Origin of the sequence: Streptomyces sp. ISL-11 (genome assembly GCF_018614525.1) — a bacterium.
Taxonomy (GTDB): Bacteria; Actinomycetota; Actinomycetes; order Streptomycetales; family Streptomycetaceae; genus Streptomyces.
Genome location: NZ_JAGGOL010000070.1, coordinates 1 through 15,089, shown reverse-complemented (window position 1 = coordinate 15,089; position 15,089 = coordinate 1). Strand labels below are relative to the sequence as shown.

Below are 15,089 nucleotides of genomic sequence, written 5' to 3'. Positions count from 1 at the left end.
CCCTGTCATCCCCTACCCAGGAGTCGACATGGACAGCGCGTACCAGCACCTCGTAGACGTACTCACCGACAAGTTCGAGTCGACCGTCGCGGACATGAATCCGCGTACGACGCTCGCCGAACTCGAATTGGACTCGCTCGCCGTTGTCGAGCTCTTCATCACCCTCCAGGACCATTACGGCGTGGAGCTCGACGACAGCCAAGCGCGGCCGGAGATGTCCTTGAAGGACATTGTCTCCTTGATACGAGCCCAACTCAACGCTGAGGGCCGGGCGGAACGGCTGTGAAGCTGGCGCAGGAACGGATAGCCGTCACTGGTGTCGGTCTGGTCACGCCGGCGGGGGTCGGCGCCGCCCGTACCTGGGAGGCGGTGTGCACGGCTCGCTCCACCGCCGCCACCGACCAGAATCTTGCCGGACTACCTGTCACCTTTTCCTGCCGGGTCCCCGGGCTCGACGCCGCTCCCGGTCCCCGGTCATGGCGGCACGACCGGTACACCCAACTCGCCCTCCTCGCGGCCAGCGAGGCGGTCGCCGATGCGGGCCTGGATCCCCGTGCCTGGGCGGGGACGCGCGTCGCCGTCGTCCTCGGATCGGCAGCGGGCGGCATCAGTACCTACGAGGAGCAGCACGCCAAGCTCCTGAGGACCGGGCCTGAGAGCATCTCTCCTCTGACACTCCCGGCCTTCCTTCCCAACATGGCCGCCGGCCAGCTGGCCATCGAACTGGGTATTCGCGGCCCATCCCTGCACACGGCCACTGCCTGTGCCTCCGGCGCCACCGCCCTGATAACTGCCGCCCAGCTGCTACGTGACGACCTCTGCGACATCGCCATCGCGGGGGCAGCCGATTCCATGATCACCCGGCTGTGCGCGGCGGCCTTTGCCAAGATGGGCGCTCTGTCGCGGCGCAACGAGCAACCCGAATCTGCCTCACGGCCGTTCGACACTCAGCGGGACGGCTTCGTCCTGGCCGAGGGGGCGGGCATCCTGGTTCTCGAACGGTCCGCGGATGCGGCGGCGCGACGGGCTCGCCCGTACGGCATGCTCGATGGATGCGCGGCGACCACCGACGCCCACGGGGTGACCGCTCCCGATCCGGAAGGGCGAGGGCTCCACCGGGCCTTCGAACTCGCCCTGGCCGACGCGGACGCCACCGCGCGCCACGTGGATCACGTCAACGCGCACGGCACCAGCACCCTGCTCAACGACCGGATGGAGGCTGGAGTGCTCTCGCGGCTCTTCGCCGCGGTGGCGCCTTCTGTCACTTCCGCGAAGGGAGCGCTAGGTCACACCATGGGGGCGGCCGGTGCGATCGAGGCCGTCCTGGCCGTCCTGACCTTGCAGCACGGTCTCGTGCCCCCGATCGCCAACCTGTGCGCCGTGGACCCGGCCGCCCGACCGCTGGACCTCGTGTCGGGCAGGGCCCGGCAACAGACGGTGGACCTCGCGCTCAGCGCCTCGTCCGGGTTCGGCGGCCACAACACGGTGCTTGCCTTCCGCCCGGCGATATGAGCCCACGGGCTCTCAGCAAATCCCAGTGGACGGAGATTCTCAGGCGCTTGGCCACGGTGTGGGGATCTTCGATCCCCGGCAGCTGCACCAGGGGCCTTGTCAAGTTGCTGGTGTGGCTGGCGGGTTGGGGCATTCTGATGATGTGTGGGTGGTTCCGCTGAGGCCGCCGGTGTCATGGGGGTGACTCCGGTGATGGTGTTCCAGGTGGTGAAGCAGTGGGTCATCTCGGTGCGGTACTCGGTGGCGGACATCAGGTGGCGGCGGGGCCGGAAGTAGGGTGATATCCGGGAGAAGGCGGCCAGGAATCTCTGGGCCGCGCCGACGCTGCGGAAGCCCTGCATCGCGTGCTCGCGCCGCCTGGCGGGCAGGTGGGAGTTCTCTGCCCGGTTGTTCAGGTATTTCGAGGACCGGTGTTCCACCGACGGCATCGTCTGCCGGTGGGCGGCGCCGTAGGAGTGAAGCTTGTCCGTGACGATCACCCGGGGCACGGTCTGCGTGCCCTTGAGGAGCTTGCGGAAGAACCGCCTGGCCGCGGCGGCGTCCCGGGTGTTCGTGACGAGGATGTCGAGCACCTGACCACCCTGGTCCACGGCCCGCCACAGGTAGCGCTGGCGCCCGTGGACCTTGATGAACACCTCGTCCAGATGCCACTTGTCGCCCGGCTTCGGGCGGCGCCAGCGCAGGGCGGCGGCGTAGTCCGGGCCAAACCGCATCGACCAGGCCCGCACCGTCTCATAGGACACCGTGACGCCGCGCTCGGGCACCAGCTCCTCGATGTCGCGCAGGCTCAGGGCGAAGCGGTGGTACAGCCATACGCAGTGGGAGATGATCTCCGCCGGCCTCCACGAACGACCTCCCCAGCAGCACGGTCAACCCGATGATCATCCCAGAGGCCGCAGCCCGAACCCCAACTTGACAACCCGGCTCGAGCTATGACAACGCCCTCGCCGAGGATCATCGCGGTGACACGGTCGGCCGGTCCGTATAGCGGGCAGCCTGTAGCTGTGCTCTGTTGAACTACCCATCTTGTTACCGCAGTTGTCTGATGTGCTGGTGGAGTCGACTGATGTCTCCGATGCTGGGGTGTCGGTCCGCGCCCGTACGAGATCCGGGAAACCGGCGGGATGTACGGGATGCGGACAGCTCAGCGAGTGGTGCCACAGCCGCTATGCACGGCGTCTCGCCGACGTCACGCTCGCAGGCCGACCTCTGCGCATCGACCTGTCAGTACGCCGGCTGTACTGCGAAAACACGACGTGCCCGAAGGTGACCTTCGCCGAGCAAGTGCCAGGTCTGACGATGCGCTACCAGCGGCGCACACCACAGTTGCAGCGCCTGGTGGAGGATGCCGGGGTGGTGCTGGCAGGGCGGGGCGGTTCCCGGATGCTGCGCATCTTGAACATCAGGCTGTCGCGGTGTGCTGTCCTATCCCAGCTGATGCGCGTGCCGCTTCCGCTCCTGGAGACACCCCGGGTGCTGGGGGTGGACGATTTAGCGCTCTACGGCGACACCTACGGCACGCTCCTGGTCGACGCCACCACCCGGCTCCCGCTCACACTCTGGGAAGGGCGCGATGCCGAACAGCTCGCCCGGTGGCTCCGCGAGCACCCACGTGTCGAGGTCGCCTGCCGCGACGGCTCGCTCACCTACCGGCAGGGCATCACGGCCGGCGCTCCCGAAGCAGTGCAGGTCAGCGACCGCTTCCATCTCTGGCAGGGCCTCTCCCGCCGTGTCCAGGACATCGCCTCCGTCCACCGCACATGCCTGCCAGCGGCACTGCCCCCGGTCGGCAACACCGATCCTGCACCAGTCGAGGAGCCGGCCGAGAGCACCGCGGCGAACACCCGGGCCGGGCGCCACGCCCGAAGGCTTTTCGATTCCGTGCAGGCCCTGACCCGTTCTGGCCGGAGCCACAGCTCTGTGGCCCGGGAACTCGGCCTGAACCGCCGCACCGTCAGCAAATACGCCCGGGCCCACACCTGGCAGGAAGTGATGCGCCGCCCACCCCGCAAGCCCTCCACTCTCGACCCCTACCTCGACTACCTGCAACAACGCTGGGACGAGGGACAACACAGCGCGAAGATCCTTCACGAGGAACTCCAGACCAAGGGCTACCTCGGACACTACCAACGCGTGAAAATGGCCGTCGCACCCCTCAGGCGGAACCTGCCCCTGGACGAACCACGCGAGCGACCGCCCTCACCACGCGAAGCCGCACGGTGGATCATCACCCACCCGCACCGCCGCAACCCGCACATCAACGACCGCCTTCCCCGGCTCCTCGACCACTGACCAGAACTCAGGCGCACCCACGACCTGGTCCGCCGATTCGCCACCATGCTCGACAACCGTGACGCAACTCCCCTGCCCGACTAGCTGACCGACCTCGCCAACAGCGAACTGGCGCTTCTCGCCGGCCTCGCAGGAGCCCTGCGCGAAGACCGGCACGCCGTCGCCCAGGGAATCGCCACCCGCTACAACTCCGGCGTCAACGAAGGCCGTATCACCGACGTCAAACTGCAAAATCGCCTCATGGCCGGCCGTGCAGGCGTCCCACTTCTCCGCCGCCGAGTCGTCCTGATCGCCCACCTACGCCGCCGCTATACGGACCGGCCGACCGTGTCACCGAGATGATCTCCGGCTACGAAATTCTTGACAGACCCCGTTCGTGTGTACGCCGACAGCACCACTTGGACGTGCGCCAGTCCGGCAGCGGCATCTTGATCACGTCCTCGCCTGCCGAGGTCCACGGTGTCCCGGCGGCCTGGCCGCTGCGGCTGCCCAACGACGACAACGGCCAGGGCCTGGGCGAGCTGAGCGCGGCCCTCGCGGCGGGACGGCCGCACGGCATCTCCGTGGAGAAGGGGCCGGGCTTCGAGACCGCCCTGGTGTTCATCCCCCACCATCCCGAAGAAGGCGTCGGGACGCTCGCCCGGGTCCGCATCGCCGAAGCTCCGGACACCGGTGTCACCTCCGAGCGCCGCGCGGAGCGGCCGATGGAGCTGTGGGCCGAGGCCGGGGAGAACGTCCGACGGATCGTCCCGCTGCTCGGTCCCGACGCGCCGCTGGCAGATGAGCCCGAGGACTGCCAGCTGTGCCCCGGCTGCTACCGGCCCGTCTACGAGAGCTCCACCTCGCACACCCTCATCGGTGCCGGTCCGATGCCGGTGTTCGGGCTGTGCAGGCTGTGCGCCAAAGGCACCACGCTGCGCTCACTGCGCCAGGCCGACGCGCCCATCGACCCGCAGCAGCGTGCCATCCTCGAGACCGTGGCCGCCGCCCTGGTGTAGTCGGGGGCCGGGGCTGTGCACCAGCGGAGAACTCTGGGGTGCATTCCACCAGGTCGGCGACCTGCGGCACGGTCAGACCCCGGCCCAGCAACCGGACGCACTCCAACCGCCGCCGCTCGTTACGCGGCAGGTCGCGCCCGGCCAGCCGCCGACGCACCTCGGCCCGCTGCCCGGGGGCAACTCCACCGTCAGGATCTTCGGCATCACCACCACTCCCACCAAAGCTCCTACCGGCATGGAGAGTTTCCTTCACCGAGACCGCTTAGCCCGTGGGCCGCAGCCAGCCGCGAGGTGCGGTTTACATGTCGCCGATGACGAGGGTCGCGGGGGCGTGGGCCTCGGAGGGAAGGTAGTGGTCACTGCCGTCGAAGCGGGCGTTACAGCCGTTGACGTTCTCATTGACGAGCTCGAGGGGTGCCGCGAGCGGTGCGTCGCAAGTGGCGTCACCGCGGGTGTCGGTGACACGCTCACACAGCAAGGCGTGGCCGGGGGTGAACATGCGGATGTTCGCGCCGGGCACGGGTTCGCCACTCTCGTTGGTGAGGTGGGCGTGCAGGATCTGGTGGAAGTTGAGCAGCGATTGCTTGCTCATGTCCAGGTCGAGGATGGTGGACCGCTTGGCATGCGGGTGGACTGCGGCGTTCGCCACACCTGCGAGGGAGAGAACGGCAGCCGCGCAGACGACGGCGAGGGTGCGACGCAGTTGAGAACGCAAGGGGACTCCTCAAGCTCGGACCGGGGAGGGCGGCAGGGGCCTGCCGTCCTGTGCATCGGAGTAACGCAGGCCGATAAGTATGGGTTACGGGCGGTCAGTTGATTGCGCGCCGGGGAAACTTGGACGATTGGCGCGCCGGTCCAATGTCACGGCTCTGACCTCGAACTCTTCGTCGAGCAGCGCACGTTGCCATATCACTAAGACCGCGTCCTATGCCGTGAGGCGTCGTTGAGCTTCGCATGGGGCGGGGTACGTGGAGTTGGATTGTTCCGGACGGACTGTGGGAGATTGCGGAGCCGCTGATCCCTCCGTCGAAGGTGCGGCCGCAGGGCGGCGGTACGCGGGACACGCCTGATGAGACGCTGTTCGCCGCGATCATCTACGTGCTGGTCAGCGGGTGCGCCTGGCGGTCACTGCCACCATGCTTTGGCATATCGAAGTCGACCGCCCTCCGCAGATTCCTGATCTGGTCGCGAGCCGGAGCCTGGGGCCGGCTCCACGAGGAGATCCTTCACCGGCTCGACGACGCCGGCCTGCTCGACCTTTCCCGGGCCGTCCTCGACTCCGCCCACGTGCGCGCCAAAAGGGGGGGCGAACTCACAGGCCCGTCGCCCGTGGACCGGGGCAAACCGGGCTCCAAGATGCACGTCCTGTCGGACTCGAACGGACTGCCCCTCCTCGTCGGACTCTCCGCGGCCAACGTCCACGACAGCCAGGCCCTGAAGCCCATGGTGCTCGGTCACCAAACGATTCCCAATGGAGCTGTCAAGCCAGGCTGGTGACTTGCTGTGAGTGGATCAGCCCAGCCCAATGGGGTTCGGCGGTGCGGTGATCTCGAACGTGCGGCCGTCACGTATGAGGGCCCACAGGACGTTCAAGCGGCGGCGTGCGAGGGCGATGACGGCCTGCTTGTGGCTCTTTCCTTCGGCTCGTTTGCGCTCGTAGAACGCCTTCGAGACGGGACAGCATCGGGCGGCGACCATAGCGGACATGTAGAAGACGCGCAGAAGGCGTCGGCAGTAGCGCCGTGGTCGGCGCATGTTTCCGCTGATGCGACCGGAATCCTTGGGGACAGGAGCCAGGCCGGCGACACCAGCGAGGCGGTCGGCGGTGCCGAAAACGCTCATGTCGCCGCCGGTATGGGCGATGAACTCGGCGCCCAGGACGGTGCCGACGCCAGGCATGCTCAGGATGACCTCGGTGTGTGGGTGGTCATGCAACCGGCCTTCGATCAGGGCGTCAGTCTCGGCGATCTCCTCGTCGAGGGCCATCACCGCCCTCGCCAGTTTCGCCACCACCGCGGCGGCGAGCTTCTCCCCGGCAACAGCAGTGTGCTGGGCCTCGGCGGCCTCAAGCGCGGTGGCTGCGACGACCTTGTAATTGCGGACCTTGCGGTTCTTCAACCACGTTGCAAGCCGGTTGTTGCCGATCCTGCGCAAGGCAGCCGGGGCCTGATAGCTGCTGAGGAGTACCAGCGCGGCCTTGGAGGTCTTGTAGTCGAAAGCACGTTCCAGGGCAGGGAAGTACTCCAGCATCTGGGCCCGCAACCGGTTAATCGCCCTCGTTCGGTCCGCTGCCAGGTCCAGGCGGCGCGAGGTCAGAATGCGCAGGTCCACAGCGATCTCATCGCCACGGCGCATCACCTGGAGGTCACGACGCATGCGGGCTTGGTCCGCGATGACGAATGCGTCCTTCGCGTCCGTCTTGCCCTCACCCCGGTAGGAGCCGGCGGCATGGTGGACGGTGCGGCCAGGGATGTATAAGACCTGCTGCCCGTTGTCAGTTAACAGCGCGATCATCAGCGCGGCCCCGCCAGCGTTGAGGTCGATCGCCCAGGTCACCGGGCCGCCCTCGCTCAGTGCGAGGACGTCACCGATCAGATTGAGCAGTGCTGTCTCGTCGTTGGCCACCCGCCGCGACAGCTTCCGCTTGCCGTCGGCGTCGATCACCACGCAGTGATGCTCGGCCTTGCCCGCGTCCGTACCAGCCCACAGCTCGGGCACGGCCACCTCCGAAGTCGTTGCCTGTATTTGTCCCAGCAGACGACATCGCCAGCTTGTCCTTACCGAGCGATCCTGTCGCGCGCATCCCAATGAGTGGTCGAGTCGTCGCGGGATGCCAGGCGGCCAATCGTTTGAAGCCACCACTGGGCTGGAGACACGCAGCCACACCCAGCATCCCTGGGCCTTCCGATCCTACGAGTGACCGGAATCAACCCAGGAACAACGTAAGGAGACACGACCCCCACCGCGGCCGGAACTTCAAGCCTCAGCGCCTGCACGCCGATAAGGCCTATGACATACCTGAGCTGCGGAAATAGCTCCGTGGCAAGCGCATCGGCGTCCGCATCGCCCGTAAAGGAATCGAGTCCTCGGAACGGCTTGGCCGTCGAAGGTGGGTGATCGAGCGGACCATGTGCGCCACGAGGCGCTCTGTTTGTATCCCCGGCTGAGCCGGGAGGAACTCGGAAGGAGGTTCCTGGGCCGAATGACTTACCTGGATCCGAAAGGTGAAGGGGACAACAGCATGTCAGGAAACCAGTAACCGGGCCCAGTTGTCAGGGACGGTGTACTGGGCGGCCCGCGCGATATGGCGAAGACTGGATTGTTTGAAGCCCAATCTCCAGAAGATGCAAGTTCCCATCCGCCGGAAAGATGACTGAAACCGGCGCCGTGCTCTGCACCGCCTTCGATTGGTTGGGGGGTGCACTTCCGGGGTACGGGGCGATGTCCAGCGAGGACATTCAAGGAGATGAGTGGGACGCCTACGTCGCGCTAGAACGTACAGATAGAGACGAACGTGGGATCGCCTACGGGATGCGAATCCTATGGCGACGGAGGCCCCGTAGTAGTCGCCGGAGTCACGACCGGCCAGGGAGGACGGGAAAGCCGTCCGCAGGGCGAAGGGGGCCAGGTGATTCGGACACCGAGACCTGGGAGGTATGCGTAATGCAGAGCGCCAAAACGGTGCTGGGTGTCCTGCGTGAACGCGGCAGGCATCGCCTGCCGTGCAATGAACTGTATCGACAGCTGTTCAACCCGCAGTTGTATCTGATGGCCTACGGGCGCATCTACGCCAACCACGGCGCGATGACATCCGGGGTCACACCGGAAACCGTGGACGGCATGTCCCAGCGGAAGATCAGCCGGATCATCGAAGCGGTACGTCACGAGCGATACCGCTTCCACCCGGTCCGGCGCGTGCTCATCCCGAAGAAGAATGGGAAAACGCGTCCGCTGGGACTGCCGACCTGGTCGGACAAACTCGTCGGTGAAGTCGTCCGCCTCTTGTTAGAGGCGTACTACGACCCGACATTCTCCGACCGGTCCCATGGATTTCGCCCCCGTCGGGGCTGCCACACCGCCCTGCGGGAAGTGGCCCACACGTGGACCGGGACGTCCTGGTTCATCGAGGGCGACATCGCCGACTGCTTCGGCAGCCTGGACCACCAGGTCCTGCTGTCGATCCTCGGCGAGAAGATCCATGACCAGCGGTTTCTGCGCCTGGTGCGCAACATGCTGACGGCCGGATACCTGGAGGACTGGAAGTGGGGAGCCACACTCTCCGGAGCACCGCAAGGCGGAGTGGCCTCCCCGGCCCTGTCCAACATATACCTGCACAAGCTGGACGAATTCGCCGAGACAGTTCTGATACCGGAATACACCCGAGGGGACCGCCGGGCCCGCAACCCCGCCTACCTGGAGTTGCAGAATCTCCTGGCGAAAGCCCGCCGGCGGGGCGACCGGGCCGAAGCCTGGACGCTTCGCCAGCAGATGGTCAGCCTGCCGAGCTCGGATCCCAACGATCCGGGATACCGGAGACTGCGCTACATCCGCTACGCGGACGACCACCTCCTCGGATTCACCGGACCCAAATCCGAGGCCGAGCAGATCAAGCACCGCCTGGCGGAATTCCTGCGCGACGAACTTAAGCTGGAACTCTCCCAGGACAAGACGCTGATCACCCATGCCCGCACCGGGGCCGCGAGGTTCCTCGGCTACGAGATCACGACTCAGCACAACGACACGAAGAAGACCGGCCGTTACCGACGTGTCAATGGCCAGATCTCACTACGTGTCCCGCGAGACGTGATCAAACCCAAATGTGCCCCTTACCTATTCCGCGGCAAACCCGCGAGAAGGAACGCTCTGCTCAACAGCGGCGATCACGCAATCGTTGCGACCTACGGAGCTGTCTACCGGGGCATTGTCCAGTACTACCTTCTTGCCGGAGACGTCTTCCGGCTGCACCGCATGCAATGGGTCGTGGAGACCTCCATGTTCAAGACCCTCGCGGCCAAGCACCGCTCGACGGTGTCGAAAATGGCAGCCAAGCACAAGGCCAGAATCGACACCACCAACGGGCCCCGAGTCTGTTTCGAGGCCCGCGTCGAACGGAAGAACAGGAAACCACTGGTGGCAAGGTTCGGTGGGATTCCACTCCAGCAGCAGCGATCGGCGAAGGTAGTCGACCGCCGCCCCGTCTGGGTGGACTATCCGCAGAAAGAGCTGATCACAAGGCTCCTTGCGGATACCTGCGAGATCTGCGGAAGCACCGGCGATGTCGAAGTGCATCACATTCGTGCACTCGCCGATCTCACGCGTTCCGGGTGGCCGCCGTCCGACTGGGCACGCGTCATGCTCGACCGGCGCCGCAAGACAGTTGTGGCCTGTGTCAGCTGCCACGATCGTATCCATGTCGCACGATCGGCTGAATCACTCACGCGGTGATCACTGGAGAGCCGGATGATCGGGAAACCATCACGTCCGGTTCGGCGGGAGGCCGTGCGGAAAAGGACCTACCTTGGCAGACACCTCGCCGCCCGGCCGACCCAACCGGCTGGTTTATGCACCACCGCCGGATCTGGCGCGCGACTACGAGACCCACCCCCACCGCTCCGAAGCCGTGATCCACCTCGCGATGATCGACCTCATGGCCCGCCGCCTCACCGGCGAAAACACACCGAACTGGAGAGACGCCTGATAGCGGGATCAAACACGAATCAGTGGATGAAACGCCCAGTCAGGGGCTGGTGGTTTGGGCGGGATGTGGTCCATGGCTCGCTCGGCGAGTGCGGTGATGGTCAGGGCGGGGTTAGTGCCCAGGTTGGCGGGGACGGCGGAGGCATCGCAGATGTAGAGGTGGTGGTAGCCGTGGACGCGGTGGTGGGGGTCGGTGACGCCGGTTGCGGGGGTGTCGCTGAGGACGGCCCCGCCCATCAGGTGCACGGTGGTGGGCGCACCGGCCAAGGCCTGGGAAAGGGGGTGTTGGACGGTGCCTCCGGTTTTGCGTGCCAGCCACCGGGTGAGGTGCTCGCCGGGGCGGTCCGCGGTAGTGGCCGCGGCAGCGCGGGGGATGCGTGGGCGCAGCCTGCCGGTCAGGCGGTGGCGGGTGTGGTGCAGGGTCAGTTCGTGGGCATCTTGGCGCATGGTGAGGGTGATCAGTGTGCGGCGGGCCCAGTTGCGGGTGGTGAGCAGGTACCGGGCGGTACGCAGGGCGTCGGTCAGCCGGTGCAGGAGGCGTCGGCGGGCGTGTCGCAGGGGGTGGCCGGCCCAGAACAGCCAGGACTGGGCGTTGGCGCCGGGCCCATAAGTGGCCAGCTGAATGTGGGTGTCGGCGTCCGGGCGGGCGCAGCGCTGGACTGCGATGGCATGGGTGTGGTCGGTGCGGGGGTCGGGTGAGGTGACGGCGGTGATGGTTTCGCTGTTGGTCCGCACGTGGTGGCCGATGGTGGGAGACAGGTGGGGCATGGCGCCGCTGCGGCGGGCTTCGGTGAGCAGCAAGGTGGTGCCCAGGGTTCCCCCCGCCAGGACGACTGCCGCAGCATGGAGGGTTTCGGGGTGGGGGCGCAGGCGTGCACCGGAGCGTTGGTGGGTGATCTGGTATCCGCTGCTGCCGTCGCCGGGCGGGCGGGGACGCAGGCGGATGGCGGTGCGGCGGGGCAGGATCCGCACGCCCAGGCGTTCGGCCAGGTAAAGGTAGTTCTTCTCCAGGGTGTTCTTGGCACCGTGGCGGCATCCGGTCATGCACGCTCCGCAGCGCAGGCACCCGGTGCGGTGGGGGCCGCGCCCGTGGAAGTAGGGGTCGGGCACGGTAGTGCCGGGTGCGGCGAGGAAGATGCCCACGTGCGGGGCGTGAGCGGCGTCGGGGTGTGCGTGCTCGGTGGCGTAGGCGTCGAGCAGCGCGGCGGCGGGGGTGGGTTCGTCGAAAGTGACGGCTCCGAGCATGGCGGTGGCTCGGTCGAGGTAGGGGCGCAGCTCTGCCTCCCAAGAGTGGGAGACGGGCCAGGCTGGGTCCCGATAGGCGGCAGGGGGTGGCCGCATGAGGGCAGCGCCGTAGCTTAGGGATCCTCCGCCGACGGCACATCCGCTGATGGCCAGGGCGCCACCCAGCCAGGTGAGCCGGAGCATGCCATGCAGGCCCAGGGCCGGCTTCCAGTGAAAGCGCCGGGCCTGACGTGCTGAGCGGGGCAGCTGGTCGTCGGTGAAGCGGCTGCCGGTCTCCAGCACGGTGACGCTGTAGCCCTTCTCGGCCAGGCGCAGTGCGGCGACGCTCCCCCCGAAACCGGAGCCGATGACCACGTAGTCGACTCCGGACTTGGTCCTGTTGTGATGTGGGGTGCTCATCGTCCGGCCCCCTGGGGTGTCGGGGTGGTGTAGCGGCCGGAGCGGGTGAGCCAGGCGGCGTGGGCTCCCGTGCTGTCGTGCAACACGCCGGCGATGCTCGCGATGGCGTGGCGGCGGTGGGACGGCTGTGCCCGGCTGTGGCCGAGGAGTGTCGCGTGGGCTTGACCGACCTGTTCTGCCCGGGTGGTGATGTGCCCGACGACGGTGGACAGCGCCTGTTCGGCGCTCGCCGACTGGTGCGCCTGCAGGACCAAGAGGTAGTTGCTGACTTGCCGGGTTTGCCGTTCCTCGGGGTAGGAGGCGATGTCGTTGCACCAGGCGGTGACATCGCAGGCTCCGTGCAGCAGCGTCTGCCAGGCACGGGTCCGGGCGGCGGGGGGTGGCAGGTGCAGGCCGGTGATCGGCTCGGCGAGGTCGAACATGAACAGGCCGTTGCCGTGCCGTCGCAGCTCCACGAACCGGCCTGGGTCGGGGATGCGGTGCTGTAGCCGGGCGAGCGTGTCGGCGCGGGCCGCCCGGTGGTGGTGACGCAGATGACGGCGGAACCGGGCGCGCCAACAGGGGTGTGAGCCGGGCGCGGTGCGGTGCCACAGGTCCGCGAAGGCGGTGACCAGCGAGGTATGCCGGGGCACGTGGGACCGCGTGGCGGGCCCAGGGCGCCGGGGGGATCCGCGGGTGACGAGCAGCAGACGCTCGTAGAGACAGTCGAGGGCCTCGGCGGCCGGGGGCACCGGCTGGTCGAGCTCGTCATCCAAACTGAACAGCCAGGTCAGCCAGCAGGTGAAGAGGGTCAGTGCGTGGGGCGGGACGCTGGGGAAGATCCTGCTGGCAAGCTCACCCAGACGTGCGCTGGGTGCCGAAGAGCCAGGCGGCGCGAGACCGGTGTCACGGGCCCATGCCGCGGCCTGAGCCTCAGCGACAGGGCTATCGGGGTGGATCCACAAGCCCCCCGGCAACAGGTCAGACAGTCGGTGCAGTTCGGCGCCGCCGAAGCGCGCTGCGTCGGCCGACAGGTCAGGAGCCGCCACAACCAGTCCTAGCCCGGTGCCGTGGGCGCGCTGGGCATGGGTTCTCTGTCACTTGTGACGGGGGCGATGGTGAACTCGCTGCTGTACTCCAGGAACGGCTCGCCGGCGCGGAAAATCGTCTTTCCGAAGGCGAGGTTCAGTGCCACAGCTGTCGAGGAGGTCATGGTCACTGTGCCCGACAGGGCGGCCTTGCCCGGCTCGAGGCGAACCTTGGCAGGATCCAGCTTGAACCGCGCGAAAGGGATCCGGTTGTCGGGGCTGCCGTTGACCAACGCGGTCGCGATGCCGCCGGACAGATCCGCCTGTCCATGGGTGAAGTCCAGCTGGTGCGCCTGGCCGTCAGCGAAGCGGAACCCACCGCCCGCGTAGGTGAGGGAACCCCCCAGCGGCGCGAGAGTGATCTGGCCGGACTCCAGCATGACCGTGCTGCCGGGCTTGCCGTCCGAGGGCGCCCCCGCCGGCGGCGCCGGACGCACCGTGATGCTCGCTCCGTTCAGTACCGCGGCCAGGGAGTCAACGATATGGAACTGCGTACTCCCGCCATCTAGCAGCACCGTCGCGGCGCGCGCACTCCCCGACGCCCGCACCGGCACCGCCACCGGCAGCGCCACCAAAAGCACACTGGCCAAACGGCACAACAGCCTCACCGGTCGAGCCCACCCGGCGGGCCACCGCTCAGAAAGCCTTCGCACAGCCACCTCCCGCGCACAGACGACGCCCCCGCGGCGAGCATCGACATCAAGGACGCATCCAAGCTTCCCGAGGTCATAATCTTTTGAACGCTATGTCAACATCTTCACCTGTCTGGTGGCGGCTTCCCCGCACTCCGGGCAGACGGCACCAAGCGGCCGCACGGGTACGGTTTGGACCCGGCGACCCGGTCGACAAGGCGGCCACCGGGCCAGTACCCGGCGCTGCGGGGAAGGGCTGACGCGCGAGCTCCGTGAAGCTCGGGAAGCCCACCAGGAATGTGTCTGCACGCTAAAACAACAACACCTGCATCCTTGGGCGCCTGTCCGTTGAACCGGTCCGGCGGCCTCCAAGGGCTCGAGCTCCTCGATGCCATGGCCGAGCTTCGTGACCAGCGGCGCAGCGCACGGCAATACGTTACCTACTGACCTTTTCGGGTTCATGTCGGTTGGTGGGGGGGTGATGGTGAGTTCGGTCTCAGTGAGACAGCCGTCGATGAGTTCGGTGTGGTGCTGGATATGGCTGAGGCCCCGGCGGAGGGTGCGTTCGAGGTGGTCGGGGTCGGTGAAGGCGGTGTTGGCCAGGGGGCCCCGCCTCAGCAGCGACCAGATCCCCTCCGCGGGGTTGAGGTCCGGCGCGTAACTGGGCAGCTGGATGATGGTGAGCCAGTCGTGATCGGCGGCGTACTGACGCATCCCGGCAGCCCGGTGGATGTTCAAATTATCCCAGACCAAAACAATCGGGGCGCCGAGTTGCAGGTGTGCCCGGACCGCGAGGTTGCGGTAATCCGTCCAGGCGAAGCTCCTTCGGGCGCCCTTGAGGGCATGTGGAAGCGCGGACGGTAGATCAGCCGCGGCGTTTCGCCGGGCTTGTAGCAGCACATCGCCGCGATGGAGATCCGGCGCCGGGACCGGCCGCGGACCCGCACGACGGGAGTGTGTCCGCGCCGGCCCCAGGTGCGTGCCTTCGGCGGCGTCATCGCGAACCCGGCCTCGTCCTCGAAGACGATGTAGGCCCCGAGCGCCGCCGCGGTGCTTCCACCTGCGGCCACACATCTTTCTTCCACAGTTCCACCGCGTGCTCGTCGCGCTCCAGTGCCCGGCGGGCCGGGCACTGCCAGGACCAGCCGTGCCGGTGCAGCAGCCGCCACACCCCCGCGACAGAGCAGGTGACACGGAACTGTCTGCCGATCACAGCCTGCAAAACTGTCAACGGCCTCTCGATCGTC

At 67.2% G+C, this 15,089-nt stretch carries 12 protein-coding genes and 5 pseudogenes; 8 read left to right on the top strand and 9 right to left on the bottom strand.

From position 1 onward, the window contains the following. Window positions 1-28 precede the first annotated feature (28 nt). Window positions 29-286: an acyl carrier protein gene (locus J7E86_RS15465; RefSeq protein ID WP_215082325.1), complete on the top strand. Its 258-nt coding sequence runs from the start codon at window positions 29-31 to the stop codon at window positions 284-286. Then, on the top strand, window positions 283-1,512 hold the full coding sequence (locus tag J7E86_RS15460; protein WP_215082252.1) for a beta-ketoacyl synthase: 1,230 nt from the start codon (window positions 283-285) through the stop codon (window positions 1,510-1,512). The genes J7E86_RS15465 and J7E86_RS15460 overlap by 4 nt, the downstream gene beginning before the upstream one ends. A 197-nt stretch (window positions 1,513-1,709) precedes the next feature. Here the strand turns inward: J7E86_RS15460 and J7E86_RS15455 are convergent. After that, window positions 1,710-2,342, bottom strand: a pseudogene (locus tag J7E86_RS15455) (IS6 family transposase); the annotation flags it as partial. A 217-nt stretch (window positions 2,343-2,559) separates the two neighbouring features. On the opposite strand from J7E86_RS15455, the gene J7E86_RS15450 reads away from it, so the two are divergent. Next, on the top strand, window positions 2,560-3,804 hold the full coding sequence (locus J7E86_RS15450; RefSeq protein ID WP_308312606.1) for an ISL3 family transposase: 1,245 nt from the start codon (window positions 2,560-2,562) through the stop codon (window positions 3,802-3,804). On the opposite strand, the gene J7E86_RS31090 is transcribed toward J7E86_RS15450, so the two are convergent. Beyond that, complete coding sequence (locus J7E86_RS31090; protein WP_251019186.1) at window positions 3,712-4,101, bottom strand: hypothetical protein; 390 nt, start codon at window positions 4,099-4,101, stop codon at window positions 3,712-3,714. The genes J7E86_RS15450 and J7E86_RS31090 overlap by 93 nt on opposite strands. A gap of 107 nt (window positions 4,102-4,208) precedes the next feature. On the opposite strand from J7E86_RS31090, the gene J7E86_RS15445 reads away from it, so the two are divergent. Continuing rightward, window positions 4,209-4,802 carry a hypothetical protein gene (locus tag J7E86_RS15445; protein ID WP_251019185.1) on the top strand — a complete coding sequence of 198 codons (594 nt, stop codon included), beginning with the start codon at window positions 4,209-4,211 and terminating at the stop codon, window positions 4,800-4,802. Between the two features lie 298 nt (window positions 4,803-5,100). On the opposite strand, the gene J7E86_RS15440 is transcribed toward J7E86_RS15445, so the two are convergent. Beyond that, window positions 5,101-5,517 carry a hypothetical protein gene (locus tag J7E86_RS15440; RefSeq protein WP_215082251.1) on the bottom strand — a complete coding sequence of 139 codons (417 nt, stop codon included), beginning with the start codon at window positions 5,515-5,517 and terminating at the stop codon, window positions 5,101-5,103. Between the two features lie 239 nt (window positions 5,518-5,756). Here J7E86_RS15440 and J7E86_RS15435 point away from each other — a divergent pair. Continuing rightward, window positions 5,757-6,266: pseudogene (locus J7E86_RS15435) on the top strand (IS5 family transposase); the annotation flags it as partial. 48 nt (window positions 6,267-6,314) lie between these two features. Here J7E86_RS15435 and J7E86_RS15430 read toward each other — a convergent pair. Further along, window positions 6,315-7,526, bottom strand: a complete 1,212-nt coding sequence (locus J7E86_RS15430) for an IS110 family transposase (protein ID WP_215082250.1) — start codon at window positions 7,524-7,526, stop codon at window positions 6,315-6,317. Between the two features lie 239 nt (window positions 7,527-7,765). Here J7E86_RS15430 and J7E86_RS15425 point away from each other — a divergent pair. The 3 genes and pseudogenes from J7E86_RS15425 to J7E86_RS15415 form a co-directional block, all read left to right on the top strand. Next, a pseudogene (locus J7E86_RS15425) lies at window positions 7,766-7,933 on the top strand (IS5/IS1182 family transposase); the annotation flags it as partial. Window positions 7,934-8,465: 532 nt separating this feature from the next. Then, complete coding sequence (locus tag J7E86_RS15420; RefSeq protein ID WP_215082249.1) at window positions 8,466-10,247, top strand: reverse transcriptase domain-containing protein; 1,782 nt, start codon at window positions 8,466-8,468, stop codon at window positions 10,245-10,247. Between the two features lie 107 nt (window positions 10,248-10,354). Next, a pseudogene (locus J7E86_RS15415) lies at window positions 10,355-10,500 on the top strand (IS5/IS1182 family transposase); the annotation flags it as partial. An 8-nt stretch (window positions 10,501-10,508) separates the two neighbouring features. Here J7E86_RS15415 and J7E86_RS15410 read toward each other — a convergent pair. The 5 genes and pseudogenes from J7E86_RS15410 to J7E86_RS15390 all read right to left on the bottom strand — a co-directional run bounded on the left by J7E86_RS15410 (window position 10,509) and on the right by J7E86_RS15390 (window position 15,013). Then, complete coding sequence (locus J7E86_RS15410) at window positions 10,509-12,143, bottom strand: GMC oxidoreductase (RefSeq protein ID WP_215082248.1); 1,635 nt, start codon at window positions 12,141-12,143, stop codon at window positions 10,509-10,511. After that, on the bottom strand, window positions 12,140-13,171 hold the full coding sequence (locus tag J7E86_RS15405) for a hypothetical protein (RefSeq protein WP_308312600.1): 1,032 nt from the start codon (window positions 13,169-13,171) through the stop codon (window positions 12,140-12,142). The genes J7E86_RS15410 and J7E86_RS15405 overlap by 4 nt, the downstream gene beginning before the upstream one ends. 8 nt (window positions 13,172-13,179) lie before the next feature. Beyond that, the gene (locus J7E86_RS15400) at window positions 13,180-13,782 is read right to left on the bottom strand and encodes a hypothetical protein (RefSeq protein ID WP_215082246.1); all 603 of its coding nucleotides are present in this window, start codon (window positions 13,780-13,782) and stop codon (window positions 13,180-13,182) included. 534 nt (window positions 13,783-14,316) lie between these two features. Further along, window positions 14,317-14,840: pseudogene (locus tag J7E86_RS15395) on the bottom strand (transposase); the annotation flags it as partial. Next, window positions 14,837-15,013, bottom strand: coding sequence for a winged helix-turn-helix domain-containing protein (locus J7E86_RS15390; protein WP_308312605.1), 177 nt, complete (start codon window positions 15,011-15,013; stop codon window positions 14,837-14,839). The gene J7E86_RS15390 and the pseudogene J7E86_RS15395, both read right to left, overlap by 4 nt. Window positions 15,014-15,089 lie beyond the last annotated feature (76 nt).

What these genes read in the sequence shown, in the direction of transcription:
- J7E86_RS15465 (WP_215082325.1), top strand. Translation starts at nt 29, where the DNA reads ATGGACAGCGCGTACCAGCACCTCGTAGACGTACTCACCGACAAGTTC.
- J7E86_RS15410 (WP_215082248.1), bottom strand. Translation starts at nt 12,143, where the DNA reads ATGAGCACCCCACATCACAACAGGACCAAGTCCGGAGTCGACTACGTG.
- J7E86_RS15420 (WP_215082249.1), top strand. Translation starts at nt 8,466, where the DNA reads ATGCAGAGCGCCAAAACGGTGCTGGGTGTCCTGCGTGAACGCGGCAGG.